A 15,710-nucleotide genomic window follows, 5' to 3' on the forward strand; every position below is an offset into this window, starting at 1 on the left:
AAATAAGGGGGCAAAATACATGGTTAAATATCTTTTAAAAAGATTAGTATTAATGATAATAACTTTATTTGTTATTGTATCAGCTACATTTTTCTTAATGAATAGTATGCCAGGAAATCCTGTAAGAGCACAAGCTAAAAAATTACCTGAAGCAGTACTGAAAAATATGGAAGTAAAGTATGGATTAGATAAACCAATTACAGAAAGGTATGTATTATACCTTAAAAGTCTTGTTAAAGGGGATTTAGGAGATTCTTTTGTAACACCAGGACTTGGAGTTTCAGAAATAATTAAAGATAGATTCCCAGCATCAGCAAGAATAGGAATTCAATCAGTACTTTTAGGATTAATAGTAGGTGTACTACTTGGTATAATAGCAGGATTTAGGAGGAATACAGCTATAGATTATGTTGTAATGTTTATTGCAATACTTGGAGTTTCTATTCCAAGCTTTGTTCTTGCAACTTTAATACAAAGCACTATAGGGGGAAATGGAGGAATACCTATTGCAGGTTGGTTTAGTAGTAGTACCCCATTCTTTGAAAGATTTAAATTCACAATATTACCAACAATAGCACTAAGTTTGAGCAGTGTAGCTACTTATGCAAGATATATGAGGGCATCAGTTTTAGATGTACTTGGTCAAGACTATATATTAACAGCAAAGGCAAAAGGTTTATCTTCTGGGGCAATAACTTTCAAACATATTATAAGAAATTCTATATTACCAATAATAACAATACTTGGACCACAAATAGCAACAATAATAACTGGAACTGTAGTTATTGAAAGAATATTTGCTATTCCTGGTATTGGGAATGGATTAGTGGATGCTATATATACAAAAGATTATAACGTTATTATGGGATTAACATTATTTTTTGCAGCACTTTATATATTATCAATTCTTATAGTAGATATTTTATATAGCGTTATAGATCCACGTATTAAATTAGAGGGTAAATAGGAGGTTAATGTATGGCAGAGTTAAGTAGAGATAAATTTAAAATTGTAGGAATAGACAAGAATAAATCTGAGCAAATAGCTAGACCAAATTTAACCTATTGGCAAGATGCTTGGAGAAGACTTAAAAGAAATAAAGTAGCATTAAGTTCATTAATTGTTTTAATAGTAATTATACTTATGTGCGTAATACAACCTATTATAGCAGGAGACAATTATATGGTTCAAAATATAAAAGATATGAACAAAGGACCTTCGTTAGCTCATTGGTTTGGAACTGATAATCTAGGAAGAGATTTATTTGATAGATTATGGATTGGTGGTAGAGTATCTTTAATTATTGCATTTGTTGGTACATTAATTGAATGTGTAGTTGGAATTATATATGGAGGAGTAAGTGGATATTTTGGTGGAAAAGTAGATAGTATAATGATGAGAATTGTGGAAATTTTAAGTGGGATTCCATATTTGATTGTTGTTATATTAATAGCTATAAGACTTGGAAATGGTATATTACCACTTTTAATAGCTTTATGTATAACTGGTTGGACTGGTATTGCTAGAATGGTTCGTGGACAAGTAATGCAACTTAAAGAAGCAGAATATGTTATGGCAGCACAAACATTAGGGGCAAGTCCTTTTAGAATTATAATGAAGCATATGATTCCAAATACTTTAGGAATTATAATTGTATACATAACTTTTGATATACCAAGTTATATATTTGCAGAAGCTTTCTTAAGTTTTATAGGACTTGGAATACAACCACCACAAACAAGTTGGGGGGCAATGGCATCAGCTGGACAGCAAGTAATGCAATTTTATCCAAGTCAGCTTATATTCCCATCACTAGCTATTGCTATAACAATGTTAGCATTTAACTTATTAGGTGACGGATTAAGAGATGCATTAGATCCAAAATTAAGAAAGTAGCGGTAGTTTATAAGGAGGGAAAAGATATTATGAAAAAAATACTTGAGGTAAAGGACTTAAAGGTATCATTCCATACTTATGCTGGAGAAGTTAAAGCGGTAAGAGGAGTAAGTTTTGAATTATCACAGGGCGAGACTTTAGCTGTAGTTGGTGAATCAGGATGTGGAAAGAGTATAACGGCAAAATCTTTAATGAGATTATTACCTACACCACCATCTGAGATACATAAAGAATCAAAAATTATGTTTGATGGAAAAGATATATTATCTTTAAATGAAAAAGAAATGCAAAAAATTAGAGGAAAAGATATTAGTATGATTTTCCAAGATCCTATGACATCTTTAAATCCAACAATGAAGCTTGGAAAGCAAATAACAGAAGTTTTAAAAATCCATAGAGGCATGAATAAACAGCAAGCAAATGAAGAAGCTATAAGATTATTAAAGCTTGTTAATATTCCAAATGCTGAGGAAAGAATTAATCAATATCCATTTGAGTTCTCAGGTGGTATGAGACAAAGAATGATGATTGCTATAGCTATTGCATGTAGTCCCAAAATATTAATAGCCGACGAGCCAACAACAGCTTTAGATGTAACTATTCAGGCGCAAATTATGAAGCTTATGGATAAGCTTAAAGAAAAACTTGGAACTTCTGTTATTTTAATAACTCATGATTTAGGAGTTGTTGCAGAATTTGCAGATAAAATACAAGTAATGTATGCAGGGATAGTTGTTGAAAGAGGAACAGTTAAGGAAATATTTACAGATGCAAGGCATCCTTATACTTGGGCGCTACTTAAATCTATGCCTACATTAGATACTGAGCATAAAGGAGAATTATATTCTATAAGCGGAACTCCACCAGATTTATTGAATCCACCTGTGGGATGTCCATTTGCAGCAAGGTGTGAATATGCAATGGAGATATGTAAGGAATCTATGCCAGAAGAAACAAATATAACTGATTCTCATAAACTAAATTGTTGGCTTATGCATGAATTAGCACCAAAGGTAGAATCACCTTTAAAAAAAGGGGGATTAATTAATGAGTAAAGAAGTACTTTTAGAAGTTAAAAACTTAAAGAAATATTTTAATGTAGGAAAAGGAAAAACTTTAAAAGCTGTTGATAATGTAAGCTTTACTATAAATAAAGGTGAAACATTAGGATTAGTTGGCGAATCAGGTTGTGGTAAGACAACTTGTGGAAGAACTGTAATGGGACTTTATGATTCAACAGATGGGGAAATAATATTAGATGGAAAAGATATTACTAGATTAAGTAATAAAGAAAAAAGAAAATGCTCAAGAATAGCACAAATGATATTTCAAGATCCTTATGCATCATTAGATCCAAGAATGACAGTTGGAGATATTATAGCAGAAGGAATTGATATACATAAACTTTATACAGGAGAAGAAAGGAAGAATAGAATATATGAACTTTTAGACCTTGTTGGACTTAATAAAGAGCATGCATCAAGGTTTCCACATGAGTTTTCAGGTGGTCAAAGACAGCGTATAGGTATTGCAAGAGCACTTGCAGTTGAACCTAAGTTCATAGTTTGTGATGAACCAATATCAGCTCTTGATGTATCAATACAAGCACAAGTTGTTAACTTATTAATAGATCTTCAAAAAAGAATGGGATTAACATATCTTTTTATAGCACATGATTTGTCTATGGTAAGACATATATCAGATAGAGTTGGCGTAATGTATTTAGGAAATTTAATGGAAATAGCAAAAAGTGATGATTTATACAAAAACTCACTTCATCCATATACAAAAGCTCTTATGTCAGCAATACCAGTAGCAGAATACAATGAAAAAAGTAGTGAAAGTGTAATAGAGCTAGAGGGGGAAGTAAGTAGTCCTATAAATCCAAAACCAGGATGCAGATTTGCAAGTAGATGTAAGTATGCAAAGGATATTTGCTTAAAGGAACAACCTAGCTTAAAGGAAATAGAAAAAAATCACTTTGTTGCTTGTCATTTATACAATTAATTTGAAACTTTAAGTTTATTATATATGAATAAGGAGAACTAGTAATTTATTAGTTCTCCTTTTAATTTATATTAAAAAATTTTATCTTGGAATAAATCCGATTTTCTTTTGCATTTTTCTAAGAGTTTTGTTAGCTATATAATTTGCCTTATTAGCTCCTTCTTTATATATAGCTTCTAAAGCTTTCTTATCTTTAAGAAGTTCTTTAACTCTTTCTTGAATTGGCTGAAGTTCAGTTACGATAGCTTCTGCAACATCTTTTTTAAGATCTGCATACCCTTTTCCTTCATATTCTTTAACTAAATCTTCAGGAGTTTTATTATTGATTGCAGAAAGTATATTAAGTAGGTTTTTAACACCTGGTTGATCGTCTGAGTAATTTATAACTCCGATACTATCAGTTACAGCTCTTGAAACTTTCTTTCTAATAACTTCTGGTGGATCCATAATTAAAATAAATGAATTTGGATTATCATCAGACTTTGACATCTTCTTTGTTGGTTCTTGAAGACTCATTATTTTAGCACCTGTCTTTGGAACATACGCTTCTGGAACTGTGAAAGTAGGGCTATAAGTATTGTTAAATCTGATAGCTAAATCACGAGTAAGTTCTAAATGTTGAATTTGATCTTTTCCAACTGGAACTAAATTAGTTTGATATAGTAATATATCAGATGCCATAAGAACAGGATAAGTTAAAAGCCCTGTTCCAACAGAGTTTCCAGCTTTCTTTGATTTATCTTTAAATTGAGTCATTCTTGAAAGTTCACCCATGTATGAGTTACATGATAGTAACCATGCACATTCTGAATGAGCCGGTACATGTGATTGTATGAAAAGAGTATTCTTTTCAGGATCTATACCACATGCTAAATATATTGAAAGAACTTCTAATGTTCTTCTTCTTAAATCAGCAGCTTTTTGAGGAACTGTTATTGCATGTAAATCAACAACACAGAAATAACAGTCATATTCATCTTGAAGTGTTAACCAGTTTTTAATAGCACCAAGATAGTTACCTAATGTAAGATCACCAGAAGGTTGGATACCACTAAAGATGATTTTCTTAGAGTCTTGCTTTTCCATTGTATTTCACTCCTTAAAATTAAATGTAATATATTTAAATTATATGTACACTGCCTAGTAATGTCAATTTGTATATTTTTTGTAAATAAGCAGTTTGCTAGAAAATATTAGATATATATGGAGATGAGTTACCCATTAAAATTTAAAGTGCCAAGGTCTTAAAAAGACTTTGACACTTTAATTAAGCTTTAGCTTTTGTTTGCTTTTTATTCCACTTAATATAATATATAAGATAGGCCGTAAATGGAACTATTATTAGAAGTAATAGGCTAACTAATTGATAGTATTTTAATAAATAAAATAGTAAAAAATGATTTTTAGAAGCAATGTATGCACATATATAAGCTACAATTGAATATATTACAGCAAAAATCTTCTTGCTTTTGAATTTATCTTTATATATATATAAAATAGCTACAGCACAAAGTACATATTTTATAAGCCAAACTGAAACAGTTCTAAGTAGAAATAACAAATCTCCAAATTCTATAAAGCCTTTTAATTGTATTCTTTGAGCTGCTACAAAATCCGGATAATAAATATTAGCAGATCTAACACGACCAAATGTTGCAATTAAAACAAAAAATGAAAATGATACTAATAAAACTATAAATATATTAGTTATTGTAGTATTTCTAAGTAGTTTTTCTTTTTTATCAACATATCGTAAAAAAGGAAATGCTATTGCTACAGAAGAAAAACCACCAAGACTTAATAAAATACATAATAAAAAATCTTTATTTATCCCACTTGAAAGTATAGGGAGACAATTTTTTGGATGTTGATATGGAATTGTAAAAGCTTCCGTTAGAACATCAGCACCTAATGCCACTAAAACTGTAAGAATAACAACTACAGTTAAAGTATCTATACGTTTTGTCATTAAATACATGCCTGGAATTATAAAAAATAAAAGGCAATACCAAATAGGTGTTTCAATAAATATATTTGAATGTATTGAATCACATTGAACTGATGCACTTTCTATAGAAGTTAGAAATAACCCAATACAAAATAATATAATTAAAATATTCCCGATAGTTTTAGAGAATACATTATTAAATACATATCTTATATCAAAAGTGTCTGTTTTCTTACTAACATAGAAAATGAAAAATGAATATAAAATAAAAATTAATCCAGCAATTAAAGCTGCAAGCCATGTATCACGTCTTCCGAGTTTTATAAATATAGAAGAATATCCTCTTAAACTAATCAAAGATACAGCAAGTAAAAAGAATATATAATGTTTACTTGATAATTTATTCATTACATCACCACCTTAAACTCTAAGTTAAAACATTCAAGTATAGTATTAACAAAATGGTGAATATTAAACATTACTAGAGGAATAATATTTTTAGGTGATGTGTATGAATAAGAATTTAAACTATATAAAAGAAAAATTTAAAGATAGTTTTGACGTTAAGTATAGAGAAGTTGATAGCTCTCTTGGAAAATCAACATTAGTATTTATTGATAATCTTTGTAGCACTGCATTTATAAGTGAATACATTGTAACCCCAATAAAAAATAAAGATTATCCTTGCAAAACAATGGATGATTTAATAAAAAATGTTCTAGAAATTAATATTGCAGATTATGTAAAAGATAAAAACGATATTGAAGATGCTATGCTTCATCTTGTTTCAGGAGATATTCTTATATTTGTTGAAGGGTTTGAAGAAATTATTTACTGTGAAGTTAAAGGATTCGTCAGAAGAGGGGTTGGAATACCTGTAACTGAATCAGTATTAAAGGGACCTAGAGAAGGATTTAATGAGTTATTTGTTGATAATATAGCCTTAATAAGAAGAAGAATAAAAAATCCAGATTTAAAATTTGAACCAATATATGCAGGAGATAAAAGCCAAACAGTAGTATGTATTGCTTATATAAAAGATGTAGCTCCTAAAAGATTAGTAGAGCATATAAAAAATGTTGTAGAAAATATGGATATGGAATTTATTCTTGATACAAATTATGTAGAAAGTCAGCTAAAAGAAAGCAACTCTGTATTTGATACAATAGGGTATACAGAAAAACCAGATGAAGTTGCAGCTAAAATGATGGAAGGAAGAGTTGCTGTATTAGTAGATGGAACACCATTTGTAATAACTGCTCCATACTTTTTCTTAGAAAATTTCCAGATGCCAGATGATTATTACATAAATAAATACTTTGCAAACTTCACAAGAAGCTTAAGATGGCTAGCATTTTTCTTTGCAACATTTGTTCCAGGACTTTATGTTGCAATAGTAACATACCATTTTTCACTTTTGCCTTCACAATTTTTATTTAGACTTGCAGTATCAAGGGCTGGAGTACCGCTTCCAACTGTAATAGAAGTAATAATAATGATGCTCGCCTTTCAGTTTATTAAAGAAGCTGGGCTTAGACTTCCACAACCAATTGGAGGTGCAATGAGTATTGTTGCAGCACTTATTTTAGGTGATGCAGCAGTTGGAGCTGGAATTGCATCGAGAATAACTATAATAATTATTGCATTAAGCACATTAAGTTATTTCTTAATTCCAAAGCTTTATGGTGCAATATCAATTTGGGCATTTATATTTGTAATAATAGGTTCTTTGTATGGACTCCCAGGAGTTTTTGTTATGACACTAATATTTATAACAAGACTTGCAGACTTAAGGTCTACAGGATACTCTTATCTATTCCCAATAGGAAGTTTAGATACATTTAAATTTAAAGATGTTCTATTTAGAGGTAACCTTAATAGAATATCAAAGAAAATAATTGGGGAGGGAGAGCAATATGAATCGTTACAAAAAAATGATTAGTCTTTTTATTGTTTTTATTATAGTAGCTACTACTATGAGTGGATGCTATAACTATAAAGAAGTAAATAACGTAACATTTACAACGAGTATGATTTATGATGTTGATGATTTTGGTAATGTAATAGTATATATGGACTGTGTAAGACCTTATAGAAATACAAATGAAAGTTCAGATAATGGTAAAAGAATTTTATATAAGGGTACTGGAAAGACAACATTAGAAGCAATAAGAGATATTAATTTAGCTTCTAGTTATAAAATAAATTTAACTCAAAATAGGGCAATAATATTTACAGAAGCAGCAGCTAAACAAGGAATAGATAAATTTTTAAACTTTATAAATAATGATCAAGAATCTCAAGTTAAACCGTATGTATTTGTTTTCTTTGGAGATGTAACAAGTCTTTTAAATGTTACTGCAAATGATGAAGAATATTTAGGATTATTCTTAGATGATTTAGTACATAAAAATAGAGCAAGTGCTAGAGAAGTTACAACTAATATTAATGATTATTTAAGTATAATTGAACTTGGAAGAAATAGTGGTCTTATAGGAGGACTTAGATTAAGAAAAGATGTTGTTGATCAAAGAGTAGAATTATCAGGTGCTGTAGTTATGCAAGATAATAAATTAGTAGAGGTTTTAGATGTGCAAGATACTATGAGCTATAATTTCTTAACTGACAATATAAAAACAGGGACGTTAGAAATTAATAATCCTCAAATGAAAGATGGATTCATAACATTAGAAATATTAAATAGTAAAACAAAAACGGATGTAGAGTATGATGGTACTAGAATACTTTTAACTAAAAAAATAAAGACTAAGGCAGTAATTGCAGAAGCGCAAGGTAGATTTATTACATCAGAAGCTGCAATAAAAAAATTAGAAGCTAAAGAAAAAGAAGCAGCAGAACATTATCTTGAGATGTTTTTAGATAAATTTACACAAAAAGATATTGATTTACTTGAAATAGAGAGACTTTTAGAAATTAAGTATCCTCATGAAGTAATAGAAGATGTACAATCAAAAATAATGTTTGATGTTGATGTGGATATTGATATATTAGGAAGCAATAAAGTAGAGAGTAGTATTTTTTAATTTAAATAATAGCAATATTTAATTAAAATGATAATAATATTTAATGTTTATGTTGCTATTATTAGAAAAAAAAGGTAATATAGTAATATAATCTTGTGTAAACTGGTAGATGGGGGAATGATATGGAAGATTATAAGAAGTTATTTGAAGATCTTGAAAGGGATTTTAAAAATTATAAAAAGGATGCAATTAATGAAATTGCAGAATATAAGAGAGCTAATGAAGATTTACAAAAGCAATTAGCAGTTCTTTATAATATAGCAGAAGTTAGTAAGTATATAAGTTCTAATATTCGAGATGATCAATTAGTATTAATGATTAATGATATGATAGTTGGTCTATTAGGCGTAACAAATTCATGTATATATATGAAGGAAAATGATGTTTTTAAAGTAAAGGTTTCCACTTATGGCACTGATATAAACTTAACTGAAGAAGAAAAAAGAAAAATAATATTAGGAGAAGATTACTTAATAAATGGTGATTTTATAAGAAAATATGATGATATAGATAATGCAATTAAATCTGTTCTTGGAATTCCTATAAAAATTAGAAATAATTATATAGGTTATATAATTGTTGAACATACTTTAAAGCATTACTTAACAACAGAACATAAAATGTTTTTAAGTTCTATTTCTAATCAGATTGCAATTGCACTTGAAAATTCAAAGCTTTATAAAGAGCTTAAAGATGCTGTTATAAAAGATCCACTTCTAGGAATATATAATAGAAAGTATTTCTTTGAAAAAGCAGAAAATATAATAAAAGAAGACAAATCTAATTATGCAATAGTTATGATTGATTTAGACAATTTTAAAAGTTTTAATGATACTTATGGACATCAATTTGGCGATGAAGTTCTAATTCAAACTAGCAATGTTATTAAAAATCAAATAAGAGATTTAGATATATTTGCAAGGTATGGTGGAGAAGAACTTATAATATTTTTAAATAAAGTAAAAAATCATAATGATATTTATAAAAAAGTAAATAATATAAGGAAAGCTATAGAAGAAAATGTTGTTACTATGGGTGAGGTAGAAGCAAAAGTAACAGCAAGTATTGGATTAGCTTTTAGAAAATTTGAAGATGATTCGATTACAGATGTTATAAGTAATGCAGATGAATTATTATATAAGGCAAAGAAAACTGGTAAAAATAAAGTAGTTATTGATGAATGTAAACTAAAATAATATAAAAATAAATCCTAACTTTTATACTAAAGTTAGGATTTATTTTGTTTTAATGAATATAATGTAATATAACTAAATTTTAGGAGTGGTTCTAATGATTCAAGTATTTTGTAACAGGCGAGGTTCAGGTAAAACAAAGAGATTAATACAGCTTGCTAATGATCATTTAGATAATGTAAAAGGAGTTTCTGTATATATAGATGATGATTCAAGATACGTTAGACAATTAGATAGAAAAATTAGATTTGTTTCAACAGAAGATTTTAATATTAATAATTGCAATAGCCTTTATGGACTACTTTGTGGGATTATTTCAGCAAACTATGATATAGAAAATATTTATATTGATGGATTACTAAGTATAGTTTCTTGTAATTTAGAAGAAACTTATCAGCTATTTATTAAGTTAAAATTCCTTAGTAATAAATATAGAGTAAATCTATTCATTAATATAAATCACGAAGAAGAAATACCAGAATTCATTAAACATTACGTTGCTTAAATAGTTATATAAGTTTTATATTTGAAGTTCTGAAAACATTTTCTAAAAATAAGTTAGTTTATATAATAAAGAGCCTATTTAGAATAATTGCATGGGTAATCAATATTAATATAATTAAAAACAAAGGATTATCTAAAGAAGAAAAATAGTATATTAATTAGAGGTGTATAAAAAGTTTAATAAATGACTAAAATAATTTTAATCTTAAAATATGTAGTTTTAGACATTTATATAAATTAATATTTATACATCTCTTTTTATTTTTGTAAATAAAGATATACTTTGGAAGTGCCTTTTTATCTTACTTTTAGATAGGATGGAGTTGCAAAAATCAGATAGAGAAGATATACTATATTTATGCAAAATTTACGATTAATAAAGGCTAGGAGGACATAAAATGGCTAATGTATTAGATGTTTTATTAGAGCGTGGATACATAAAACAATTCACTCATGAAAAAGAAACAAGAGAGTTACTTGAAAAAGAAAAGATAACTTTTTATATAGGATTTGACCCAACAGCAGACAGTTTACATGTAGGTCATTTCATTGCAATGATGTTCATGGCGCATATGCAAAGAGCAGGACATAGACCAATAGCGTTACTTGGTGGCGGAACTGCAATGGTTGGAGATCCAAGTGGTAAGACAGATATGAGAAAGATGCTTACAAAAGAGCAAATAGCTCATAATGTTGCATCAATTAAAAAGCAAATGGAAAGATTCATAGACTTTACTGATGATAAAGCACTTATTGTAAACAATGCAGACTGGTTATTAGGACTTAACTACATTGAATTCTTAAGAGATGTAGGAGCACACTTCACTGTAAATAAAATGCTTGCAGCTGAATGTTTCAAGAAGAGACTTGCAACAGAGAATGGACTTTCATTCTTAGAATTTAACTATATGTTAATGCAAGGATATGACTTCTATGAATTAAATAAAAAATATAACTGTAAGATGGAACTTGGTGGAGACGATCAATGGTCAAACATGATTGCTGGTGTTGATTTAGTTAGAAAGAAATCAAGAGAAAACGTATTTGCTATGACATGTTCTCTTTTAACAAATAGCCAAGGAGAAAAGATGGGTAAAACTGTAGGAGGAGCTTTATGGCTTGATCCAAACAAGGTATCACCATTTGACTTCTACCAATATTGGAGAAATGTTGCTGATGCAGATGTTGAAAAGTGCTTAAAATTATTAACATTTGTTCCAATGGACGAAGTTAGAAGACTTAGCGCTTTAGAAGGAGCAGAAATAAATGAAGCTAAGAAAGTTTTAGCTTATGAAGTAACTGCTTTAGTTCATGGAGAAGAAGAAGCTAAGAAGGCAGTAGAAGCATCAGAAGCATTATTTGCTGGTGGAAATGATATGACAAACGTTCCAACAGAAAAAATATCAAAAGATATGATAGGAAATAGCTTATTAGATGCATTAGTAGCTGTTAACATATTCCCATCAAAAGCTGAAGGAAAGAGATTAATGAAACAAGGTGGAGTTTCAATTAATGATGAAAAAGTTACTGACTTTATGAGAACTTTAGAAGAAAGTGATTTCAGTGAAGGCTCAGCTTTAGTAAAAAGAGGAAAGAAAAAATTCTATAAATTAATAGTTGAATAGAAAAATTAAAGGGACATTTAAAATGTCCCTTTTTAATATTTAAAATTATTATAATTCTTTTATTGATGTTATATAGTTTTTTACTTTTCCTATAACGTCATCATTTTGACCTACATAAACAACAATATCTTTTTCATTTATTGTAAAGTATGGACCAGGAGAAAGGAATAATTGTTCTCCTCTTTTAATACCAACTATAGTTGCACCTGTATTATGCCAGAAATTTAATTCTCCAAGGCTTTTGCCTATTATTAAACTATTAGGCTCAACTAAACTTTCATAAGGAACTATAAGTCCTACATTTCTAAGCTGAGTTGCAAACTCAATTAAATTTTGTATATTATTTTCTAACTTTTCCTCTAAAACTTTTTTCTCATTAATCAAATTATAAATTTCTTCTTTAATATTTGTAAATTCACTCTTAGTCTTAAATTTTTTTAGAAATTCATTAGCATTATACTTGCTAGTAATTTTTATACCACTTTTTTCTGCAACTTCTACGACATCCATATCTTTTAATAAAGCTATTGAACGACGTATAGTTTCAGGAGAAACATTATAAAGACTTGCAAGAGTAGAACGTCCTGAAAGTTTTTCACCTTCAATAAAATCTCCATTTACTATTCTTGAAGCAATGTCAATTGCTATTTTTAAGTATGCTGGAGTTGATGTTTTCCTAGCCATAACTTATCACTCCTATCAGTGAATAATTGTACCACAAATATGTTAAATATAGTAGATAGATAAAAAATATTGTTAGTATTGTTCACATATATATTTATTTAATGGAAATCATTAAGTATATGATGATATAATGGTAAGCATAGTTAATTTATAAGATATAGCAGGGAAAGGTGATAAAGAAATGGCATTATATGCGATATCAGATTTACACTTAGCTTTAAGTGGGGATAAACCAATGGATATATTCGGGAGTCATTGGAGTAGACATGATGAAAAAATAAAAGAGAATTGGTTATCTAAAATAAAAGATGAAGATACAGTATTAATAGCTGGAGATATTTCATGGGCTATGAAGTCTGGAGAGAGTGAAGAAGACTTAAAGTGGATAGAAAATTTACCTGGAAGAAAAATAATATCAAAAGGAAATCATGATTACTGGTGGGGTAGCATTAGTAAATTAAATAGTATGTTTGAAAATACGAAATTTCTTCAAAATAATTTTTATGAATATGGTGAATATGCTATATGTGGAACTAGAGGATGGGTATGTGAAGGAACTGATAGATTCACAGAACATGATAAAAAAATATATTCAAGAGAAGCTATAAGGCTTAAGCTTTCTTTAGATGAAGCAAAGAAAAATGGATTTTCTAAATTTATAGTTATGCTTCATTATCCACCAACAAATGAAAAGTTTATGGATTCTAATTTTACAAAAATTTGTGAAGAATATAATGTTGAAACAGTTATATATGGACACCTTCATGGAAAATGTCTAAATAGGGTATTAGAAGGTGAAAGAAATGGAGTAAATTATATAATGACTTCAGCAGATTATTTGGATTTTGATCCAAAGCTTATAATGGAGTAATTTAAAAAGGTCTATGCAGAAAAATATTTTGTATAGACCTTTTTATAAATTATAAATACAACGATAAAAACATTACAGAAAGAAAAGTTTTTGGTATAATATGATAGTAAAGCAATAGAGCAATATTAATAGGGTGGTTACTAATGGCAATAAATGATTGGAAAAGTTTTTTAATGCCTTATGAACAGGCAGTAGATGAGCTAAAGGTTAAATTAAGAAGTATTAGAAAAGAATATAGAAAGAAAAAAGAATACTCTCCAATTGAATTTGTTACAGGAAGAGTTAAGGAAGTATCAAGTATATTAGAAAAAGCAAATAAATTTGGTATTCCAGTTGATAGAATTAGATTTGAAATGGAAGATATAGCTGGTATAAGAGTTATGTGCCAATTCGTTGATGATATAGATAAAGTTGTTGAACTTTTACGTAGTAGATGTGATATGCAAGTATTATATGAAAAAGACTATGTAAGAGGAGTTAAATCTAGTGGATATAGAAGTTATCATATGATTATTAAGTATACTGTAAATATGGTAGAAGGTCCTATAGACATATTAGCAGAGTTTCAAATAAGAACACTTGCCATGAATTTTTGGGCAACTATAGAACATTCATTAAACTATAAGTATAAGCAACAAATACCTGTAGAGCTTAAACAAAAGCTTAAGAGTGCAGCTGATGCAGCATTTAAATTAGATGAAGAAATGTTAGAAATAAAAGACGAAATAAAAGATGCACAAAAGTTATTTGAAGTTAAATCAGCTATTATTTCAGATGTTATGAATCAGATTCTTGTTCTAATTTCACTTGGAAAGATTCCAGAGGCAAGTAGATACGAAAAGTCCTTAAATAAACTTATTGAAAACGGAGACGTATGGGAACTTAACAGTTTACTTGATTCTATAAAAAAAGAAATTGATAAATATAAAGATTAATAATAAATTTTAGAGTTAAAGAGTCAATAGTTAGTATATTAATTATTGACTCTTTTTACGATTAATTGTTTTAATAATCTTGAGTAAAATGGTAAGAAATGATATAATAACATATATTCATTAATAATTATTATTAATTATAAAATTTATAAAAAGAAAAAGTTAAGAAAAAATAATATTAAATAAATACATAAACTAAAAATATGAGGTGTTTTTATAAATGGTGGACGAAGAAAATATTATAAAAATGATAAGACAAAATCCAATTAAAATTGGAGAAATAGAAAATCCAACAGAGAAAATGAAACTAGAAGCTATAAAGAAAAATGGAATGACAATAAAATTTATAAAAGATCCTTCAGTAGAGCTTCAAAAAATAGCAGTAAAAAATGATCCATTATCAGTAGAATATATTGAAAATTTAGATGAAGAAGTTGCTCTTTTAGCTGTAAAAATATTATGGAATTCATTAAAGTTTATAAAAAATCCAAGTAAAAATGTTATAAAAAGTGCAATAGAATCAAAGGGATGGGCTATACAGTATGTAGAAAATCAAGAAGAAGAATTAAATAAATTAGCTGTATCAAATGATTATGATTCAATTAAATATATAAAAGATCCAAGTGTAGAAGTTCAAAAGATAGCTGTATCAAATTATTGGGGAGCTATAAAATTTATAGAAAATCCAAGTTTAGAAGTTAAGAGATTAGCTGTAAGTGAGGACGAAGAAGCTATAAATTATATATCAAGTTATGACTATGAAGAAATGAAACTTTTTATAAAAGACAATATTAATGTAGTTAAATATATTTATGAGAGTATAGATCCAGAGCTTGTTGTAGAAGTATTAATTGAGAAATTAAATGAAGGTGATATGACTAGAGAATATATGATGGACTTCTTAGATTTAGAAATATTAGAAATGGATAAAATCTCATTTATTAAAGAGTATGGAGATAAAGAAACTAAGAAGCTTTTAGTAGATTGTAAGCTTTAGGGAGGA

General features: G+C 28.3%; 15 protein-coding genes. 12 read left to right on the forward strand and 3 right to left on the reverse strand.

Annotated features, from left to right (window positions below; translation table 11 throughout):
- The first annotated feature begins 19 nt into the window (after positions 1–19).
- Genes ACZ5TJ_RS03420 through ACZ5TJ_RS03435 form a run of 4 tightly spaced genes read left to right on the forward strand, consistent with a single transcriptional unit; the run spans position 20 to position 3,903 of the window.
- The gene (locus tag ACZ5TJ_RS03420) at positions 20–967 is read left to right on the forward strand and encodes an ABC transporter permease (protein WP_054199139.1); all 948 of its coding nucleotides are present in this window, start codon (positions 20–22) and stop codon (positions 965–967) included.
- Between the two features lie 11 nt (positions 968–978).
- Positions 979–1,896, forward strand: a complete 918-nt coding sequence (locus ACZ5TJ_RS03425) for an ABC transporter permease (protein WP_464201306.1) — start codon at positions 979–981, stop codon at positions 1,894–1,896.
- Positions 1,897–1,925: 29 nt separating this feature from the next.
- Positions 1,926–2,951: an ABC transporter ATP-binding protein gene (locus ACZ5TJ_RS03430; RefSeq protein ID WP_464201307.1), complete on the forward strand. Its 1,026-nt coding sequence runs from the start codon at positions 1,926–1,928 to the stop codon at positions 2,949–2,951.
- The gene (locus ACZ5TJ_RS03435; RefSeq protein WP_054199142.1) at positions 2,944–3,903 is read left to right on the forward strand and encodes an ABC transporter ATP-binding protein; all 960 of its coding nucleotides are present in this window, start codon (positions 2,944–2,946) and stop codon (positions 3,901–3,903) included. The genes ACZ5TJ_RS03430 and ACZ5TJ_RS03435 overlap by 8 nt, the downstream gene beginning before the upstream one ends.
- A gap of 81 nt (positions 3,904–3,984) precedes the next feature.
- Here ACZ5TJ_RS03435 and trpS read toward each other — a convergent pair whose 3' ends face one another.
- A complete protein-coding gene (gene trpS, locus ACZ5TJ_RS03440; RefSeq protein ID WP_464201309.1) occupies positions 3,985–4,989 on the reverse strand; it encodes a tryptophan--tRNA ligase in 1,005 nt (334 codons plus the stop codon).
- 181 nt (positions 4,990–5,170) lie between these two features.
- Positions 5,171–6,259 (reverse strand): endospore germination permease, encoded by a 1,089-nt coding sequence (locus tag ACZ5TJ_RS03445; RefSeq protein WP_464201311.1) that lies wholly within the window; start codon positions 6,257–6,259, stop codon positions 5,171–5,173.
- A 103-nt stretch (positions 6,260–6,362) separates the two neighbouring features.
- Between ACZ5TJ_RS03445 and ACZ5TJ_RS03450 the strand changes: the two genes are divergently transcribed.
- The 5 genes from ACZ5TJ_RS03450 to tyrS all read left to right on the forward strand — a co-directional run bounded on the left by ACZ5TJ_RS03450 (position 6,363) and on the right by tyrS (position 12,217).
- Complete coding sequence (locus ACZ5TJ_RS03450) at positions 6,363–7,793, forward strand: spore germination protein (protein WP_464201313.1); 1,431 nt, start codon at positions 6,363–6,365, stop codon at positions 7,791–7,793.
- Positions 7,768–8,895 (forward strand): Ger(x)C family spore germination protein, encoded by a 1,128-nt coding sequence (locus ACZ5TJ_RS03455; RefSeq protein ID WP_464201315.1) that lies wholly within the window; start codon positions 7,768–7,770, stop codon positions 8,893–8,895. Before ACZ5TJ_RS03450 ends, ACZ5TJ_RS03455 begins: the two co-directional genes overlap by 26 nt.
- Positions 8,896–9,017: 122 nt before the next feature.
- Positions 9,018–10,091, forward strand: coding sequence for a sensor domain-containing diguanylate cyclase (locus ACZ5TJ_RS03460; protein ID WP_464201317.1), 1,074 nt, complete (start codon positions 9,018–9,020; stop codon positions 10,089–10,091).
- Between the two features lie 94 nt (positions 10,092–10,185).
- Positions 10,186–10,593 carry a hypothetical protein gene (locus tag ACZ5TJ_RS03465; RefSeq protein ID WP_464201319.1) on the forward strand — a complete coding sequence of 136 codons (408 nt, stop codon included), beginning with the start codon at positions 10,186–10,188 and terminating at the stop codon, positions 10,591–10,593.
- Positions 10,594–10,990: 397 nt separating this feature from the next.
- The gene (gene tyrS, locus ACZ5TJ_RS03470) at positions 10,991–12,217 is read left to right on the forward strand and encodes a tyrosine--tRNA ligase (protein ID WP_464201321.1); all 1,227 of its coding nucleotides are present in this window, start codon (positions 10,991–10,993) and stop codon (positions 12,215–12,217) included.
- A gap of 48 nt (positions 12,218–12,265) precedes the next feature.
- Here tyrS and ACZ5TJ_RS03475 read toward each other — a convergent pair whose 3' ends face one another.
- On the reverse strand, positions 12,266–12,901 hold the full coding sequence (locus ACZ5TJ_RS03475; RefSeq protein ID WP_464201323.1) for a GntR family transcriptional regulator: 636 nt from the start codon (positions 12,899–12,901) through the stop codon (positions 12,266–12,268).
- A 181-nt stretch (positions 12,902–13,082) separates the two neighbouring features.
- Between ACZ5TJ_RS03475 and ACZ5TJ_RS03480 the strand changes: the two genes are divergently transcribed.
- The 3 genes from ACZ5TJ_RS03480 (at position 13,083) to ACZ5TJ_RS03490 (ending at position 15,704) form a co-directional block, all read left to right on the forward strand.
- Entirely contained in the window at positions 13,083–13,772 is a 690-nt protein-coding gene (locus ACZ5TJ_RS03480; protein ID WP_079287244.1) for a metallophosphoesterase, read from the forward strand.
- Positions 13,773–13,915: 143 nt separating this feature from the next.
- Entirely contained in the window at positions 13,916–14,707 is a 792-nt protein-coding gene (gene yjbM, locus ACZ5TJ_RS03485) for a GTP diphosphokinase (RefSeq protein WP_215634851.1), read from the forward strand.
- 220 nt (positions 14,708–14,927) lie between these two features.
- Positions 14,928–15,704 carry a hypothetical protein gene (locus tag ACZ5TJ_RS03490; RefSeq protein ID WP_464201326.1) on the forward strand — a complete coding sequence of 259 codons (777 nt, stop codon included), beginning with the start codon at positions 14,928–14,930 and terminating at the stop codon, positions 15,702–15,704.
- Positions 15,705–15,710: the final 6 nt, after the last annotated feature.

Source organism: Clostridium budayi, assembly GCF_055396605.1.